This window comes from Clostridium uliginosum (assembly GCF_900112485.1).
GTDB classification, from domain to species: domain Bacteria; phylum Bacillota; class Clostridia; order Clostridiales; family Clostridiaceae; genus Clostridium; species Clostridium uliginosum.
In genome coordinates, this window is the sequence record NZ_FOMG01000018.1 from 80,971 (window position 1) to 87,114 (window position 6,144).

Genomic DNA, 6,144 nt, shown 5'->3' on the forward strand with positions numbered 1-6,144 from the left:
ATAATATAATAAACTATAATTAAAATTTAATCAAATCCTTGTAGCTCTCCACTTACGTGACAGTTATACATATATTTTACATATACCCAGAAATAAATGATTGCATAATCTATTTCTTCGGCTATCATACCTTTCCTTATTAATCAACATTTGCCAACTCCTAATAAGTACTATTTATTAATAGCTCCTCTACCATAGGTTCTCGTATTCAATTTAATTTATTGTATCATTTACCCATAAAATTGTAAAGTTATTATTATAAAAATATGTATTTGTTCTTGTCCTTAACTTTATTTATCTTCTATCATTTACCTTAAACTACCTTCTACATTATAATAAATGTATAGACAATTGTCTCAACTAGTTTAGGGACTTAAGAGATACTATATTAAGCATTGTAAAAATGATACTAATTCTTACTATTTATAATATTAATCATTATTTTCTTTTCAATGCTCAAAAAAAGGAGATATTTATATGGAAAATTTAACGATCTTAGGTACAGGTTCTGCTATGGTTACAAAATGCTACAATACTTGTTTTACGCTATCACAATGCAACGAACATTTTCTTGTAGACACTGGTGGTGGTAATACAATATTATCTAATTTGGAAAAGTCAAATATATCTATTAATCAAATACATAACATGTTTATATCACATAATCATAATGATCATATATTAGGTAGTGTTTGGGTTATTCGTGCTGTAGCACAAGGTATATTAAATAACAAATATACAGGAAATTTAAATATTTTTTGTCATAAAACTTCAATAACTGCAATAAAAACAATTTGTTCATTTGTACTTCAAAAAAAGTTTTTAAATCTATTCGATACTAGAATTTTATTTAAGGAAATAAAAAATAATTATAAAACTGAAATTTTAGGACGAGAAATAACTTTTTTTGATATAAATAGCACTAAAGACCTTCAATTTGGTTTTAAAACTATACTATTAAACGGAAAGTCTTTGACTTTTTTAGGAGATGAACCTTATAGGAATGGTGTTAAAACTTTTTGTCAAAATGTAGATTATCTATTTCATGAGGCATTTTGTTTATATTCTCAAAGAGATATTTTTAAACCATATGAAAAACATCATGCTACAGCAAAAGACGCGTGTGCAAATGCTGAAAACTTAAATGTTAAAGCTGTTATCTTATATCATACAGAAGATAAGAACTTAGAAAACAGAAAAATGCTTTATATAAATGAAGGTAAAGAAGAATTTAATGGAGTTATTTACGTACCTGATGACCTTGATGTAATCCACCTTTAGGCACGTTCAAAAAAATATGGATTGATAAAAATAAATCTATTTTTATCAATCCATATTTTTGATTTCTTAATTATTTAAATCACGTCTACTCTTATAATATAAAGTCTTAAAATATATAGCTTGTGCTATTAATAAAATTAATATAATTGCTCCCAATAACATAAAAAATTCTTCAGGTAATGCATTAATAACTGGATCTAACTCTGGATCAAATAACCAATAATTATTTGTAAAAAGTATCTTATGAAATAGAATAAAATACTTTGAAAAATCTACTGAAATAGTGTATATTAATACTGCAAAAAATAAGATTAAAACATTTGAACTGCTATTAAGTATCTTAGTAGCTTTAAAGAAAGACTTATTTTTAAATTTATCTTTTATAAGTAAATATATTCCCAATGCTATCATGAATACAAAAACATAAATATACATATACATAAATATTCTTTTTACATCCTGAAAATGTATCTCTCCTTGAGGACTCATAGAAAAGTCCTGAAATTGTAGTTTCTCTATAAAAGGATTTTGTAAATAATAAATCAAACCTTTATAATTTATCATTAAGTCGTTAGATGATAATCCAGTGTATTCACTTATACTATATTTACTTATAGCCCATCTATAGATTGGAGTTAAATTCAATGTAATAATTACAGAAACTGAAAGTACAAACATTGCGCTGAAAAAACCTAAAATAGTATTAATAAAACAATTTAGAATCTTATTTATTTCAATGTTTTTTATCTTATTATTCATCTTCTACTAACCCCTATCTATTTATCAATATATATAATTATACGCTAGTATGGATTATATTCAATATATCACGTTTAAGGCATATTCAAATTTAGATTTTATTTATAATAAAAGATCCACATCTTTTATAAGAAGTGGACCTTTTATTAGGTACATTCAAAAAATAATAAACCAGTATGCTTGTATATTATTTTCTTTCATGTGTCTTATTATTTTTTCTTGATACTTAAAATTCCTTGTATAGCTGGTATTATAACTTGTATTGATTTATTATTTTCTTTATACTCTACATCCATATTATTAAATTTAACTTTATTAATATCCAAATTATTTAGTATTATTTTAAATGTATCATATTTATTTTCATATTCTAAATAAGGCGTCTTTATTTCTATATTCAATTTATCTTCATTTTCTGTCATATTAAATTGATATAAGTTATACTTACCATCTTTATATTCAAAAGTTTCTCCATCATCTACATAATGTATATATTCTGCTTCTCCAGGATATACATCAAAAGTTAATTCCTTAATTTGCTTATCTCCAATATATCTTTGTTCTGGATAATTAGGAATAATACTTCCTTTTTTAATGTACATAGGACATAAATCTAATGGAGCTTCTCTTAATATTGACTTTCCACCTATTATTTCTTCCTTTGTCCAATAATCTATCCAAACACCGTTTGGAAGATATACCTCTTTTGTTCTTTTACCTTGTTCAACAACAGGTGATACAAGTATATTTTCTCCAAATAAGAACTCATCATTTATCTCATGTACATTCTTATCATTACTATAATGTAAAACTAAAGGTCTCATAACTGGTAGCCCTGTTGTTTCACCTTGCCATAAAGTATCATATAAGTAAGGAATTAATTTGTATCTCAATTTAATATATTTTCTATTTATATTTAATGTTTGTTCATCAAATGCCCACGGTTCTTGATCTCTTGTAGGCATGCTAGAGTGATTCCTAAATAGTGTTGAAAAGCATCCAACTTGTACCCATCTAGATAATAATTCTTTAGTACAGTCAGCGCTAAAGCCTCCTACATCAACGCCTGAAAAACTAAATCCACTAAGTCCCAAATTACATAGCATAGGAATTGACATTCTTAGATGTTCCCAAAAACTTTGATTATCACCTGTCCATACTGTTGAATATTTTTGTGATCCTGCATAACATGCTCTAGTTATAACAAAAGGTCGTTTATTAGTAATCTTTTTTATTCCTTCATAAGTTGCCTTACTCATTAGATGTCCATATATATTATGAATTTCTGTATGATCTCCACCTCTACCCTCATTATTAAACTGAACATCATCTGGTAATGGTCCATTAAAACTTGCAGGTTCATTCATATCATTCCATATCCCACTAACTCCTGCATCCATCATTATCTTTTGGTTTTCAGCCCACCACGTTCTCGCCTTACTATTAGAAAAATCAGGATATACTGCATCTCCTGGCCATACTTTATTTACATATGTTATTCCATCTTTATCTGTTGCAAAATATCTATTTCTCATTCCTTCTTCATAGATATCATATCCTTTTTCTTTCTTTACTCCTGGATCTATTATTGTTACTACTTTAAATCCATCATCCTTAAAATCAGATAAAAATTTATTAGGATCACTAAATTTCTCCTTATCCCATGTAAATACTTTATATTTTTCCATATAATCAATATCTAAATGAATAACATCACAAGGTATATCATTCTTCCTAAAGCCTTCTGCTATCTCCTTAACTCTGCTTTCAGGATAATAACTCCATCTTGATTGTTGATATCCCAATGTCCACATTTGAGGAAGTGGAGTCTTACCTGTTAAATATGTATATCCTCCAACCACATCCATCATATTGTTACCGTTTATAAAATAATAATCTAAGTTCCCGTCATTTGAACCAAAGTAATAATATTCTTCATTTTCTTTTCCCATATCAAAATGTGTTTTAAAATTATTATCAAAGAAAATACCAAAGGTATTATTTTCTGTTAATGCAATAAAAAAAGGTATTGATTTATATAATGCTTTAAATGATTCTACATGAGGCATTGGTTCATCAGTATTCCACATTTCATATTCATAGCCTCTCTTATTTAGATACCCTGTCTTATCTCCAAGTCCATAAAACTTTTCATCACCTTTAAGTTTTTTTATAACTTGTATATTTAACTCATCAGTGCTCTCTTCAACTTTATGATCCTCTATTGAAGCTAAATTATATTCACACCTAACTAAAGGTTTTCTTTCTCCTCTATAATCTCCACATAATAATTCTAAATCTTTATTATAAAAGTCAACTTTAAAATTATCATATATTTTAACTATTAATTTATCAGTAACAACTTCTAAATAATCATTTTCTCTTTTTATATCAAAATTACACTCAATTGTTTTAAGATCTTCTATTGCTCTTGAAAAGTGATCTTCATATCTAAATGAAGAAAAAATATTTATTATATCTGGGGTTATTATTTCAATACTCCCTATCTTATCTTCAAATTTTATATTTATCTTATTACTATCTATTTCATATGAAATTATTTTACCAAACATTATATTCCTCCTTATTTATAGTTGAATTTATCTTGTTTTAACCTTACAATAACATTATATCTACATAGTTTATTTAAATGTTGCATAATTTTATCTAAAAATAATATTATTTTTACTTTTTATTAAATATAGGAGATAATATATGAAAACAAATACTCTAAAAGAGAAAACAGTTCATGGAAATGCTATGTTTCCGTTAAAAATATACTCTATAATAGATTCTGAAAGCACATATTCTTTGTCTTATCATTGGCATGATGAAGTGGAAATTATTTATGTTGAAGAAGGCGAAATAATCTTTAATATAGATATGAAACCAATAAAGGTTAATGCTAATGAGTGTTTGTTTATTAACAGTCATAAACTTCATTCTGCCTATGCAATAAATAGCATAGAATCAATACACCATGCTATAGTATTTGATATGAATATATTGAGTAGCTCAATATATGATTATTGCCAAAGTAAATATATAGATCCACTTTTAAATAGCACGCTTAGCTTTCCTATGTTAATTGACAAGACATGTCTTTGTGGAAATAACATATTAACTGAAATTAGAGGATTAATTGATATATATTACGGGAAACATCAAGGCTGGGAATTAAGCGTAAAAGCCTCATTATTAAAAATAATATCCTTTATAGCAGACCAAGATAAATTTATCAAAAATACATCTATAAACTTAACCTCAAATGATTATAAAGTTGAAAGAATAAAGATAATACTTGACTATATCTATAAAAATTATAAAAACAAAATATATATTGATGAATTAGCCAAAGAAGCTAATATGAATAGCCAATACTTTTGTAGGTTTTTTAAATCATTAACTGGCAAAAGTCCAATTTCTTATATTAATCATTATAGAATAGAAAAAGCTGCTAAACTACTTCAAACACAAAATTATAAGGTAATGGAAATATGTTTTATTGTTGGTTTTGATAACTTTAGTTACTTTATAAAAAAATTTAAAGAATATAAAAACTGTACTCCTAGTGAATATAAAAAGATGGGGCCGTCTCAGAATTACAAAGTGAAGTAATAACACTCCTACTTCTGGAAGTTGGAGATAACGGCTATACGCTCTTGGATAACGCTTTTTTAGTCTCAGATGGGACCAAAACTCTACCTAAAATTTAGAACTCTGTTTATAAAAACTAAAAAAGAGATAGTTATAATAACTATCTCTTTTATGCTTACCTGGCAACGTCCTAGTCTCCCACACAGTTGCCCATGCAGTACCTTCAGCGCTGTAGATCTTAACTGTCCTGTTCGGAATGGAAAGGAGTGTTACTTCTACGCCATCATCACCAGATGCTTAGTTCTTTCTAAATCTATGATTTAGATAAAGAACTGTACTCAGCGAACGCATGTAAGTCGAGTTTCCTTTTCTTACTGTTCTACTTTAGTACTTAATTTGAAAAAACAATCTTTTGTTCTTTCAAAATTGCACATAAGTTTGAGTTTCCTCTAATGTATATATTTACTTAATTAATTATTGGTCAAGCCCTCGACCTATTAGTATCAG

The 6,144-nt window shown here is 26.8% G+C and carries 4 protein-coding genes, 1 rRNA gene and 1 riboswitch; of the genes, 2 read left to right on the forward strand and 3 right to left on the reverse strand.

What is annotated here, in order from left to right; all coding sequences use genetic code 11:
* Nucleotides 1-33: 33 nt before the first annotated feature.
* A riboswitch (Lysine riboswitch) is annotated at nucleotides 34-200 on the reverse strand.
* A gap of 277 nt (nucleotides 201-477) precedes the next feature.
* Nucleotides 478-1,281: an MBL fold metallo-hydrolase gene (locus tag BM027_RS12155; protein ID WP_090092134.1), complete on the forward strand. Its 804-nt coding sequence runs from the start codon at nucleotides 478-480 to the stop codon at nucleotides 1,279-1,281.
* 66 nt (nucleotides 1,282-1,347) lie between these two features.
* Here BM027_RS12155 and BM027_RS12160 read toward each other — a convergent pair whose 3' ends face one another.
* Complete coding sequence (locus tag BM027_RS12160) at nucleotides 1,348-2,040, reverse strand: TIGR01906 family membrane protein (protein WP_090092136.1); 693 nt, start codon at nucleotides 2,038-2,040, stop codon at nucleotides 1,348-1,350.
* Nucleotides 2,041-2,249: 209 nt separating this feature from the next.
* Nucleotides 2,250-4,613, reverse strand: coding sequence for a glycoside hydrolase family 31 protein (locus BM027_RS12165; protein WP_090092138.1), 2,364 nt, complete (start codon nucleotides 4,611-4,613; stop codon nucleotides 2,250-2,252).
* Between the two features lie 142 nt (nucleotides 4,614-4,755).
* On the opposite strand from BM027_RS12165, the gene BM027_RS12170 reads away from it, so the two are divergent.
* On the forward strand, nucleotides 4,756-5,658 hold the full coding sequence (locus BM027_RS12170; protein WP_090092141.1) for an AraC family transcriptional regulator: 903 nt from the start codon (nucleotides 4,756-4,758) through the stop codon (nucleotides 5,656-5,658).
* Between the two features lie 156 nt (nucleotides 5,659-5,814).
* Here BM027_RS12170 and rrf read toward each other — a convergent pair.
* A 5S ribosomal RNA gene (gene rrf / locus BM027_RS12175) occupies nucleotides 5,815-5,931 on the reverse strand.
* Between the last annotated feature and the right edge of the window lie 213 nt (nucleotides 5,932-6,144).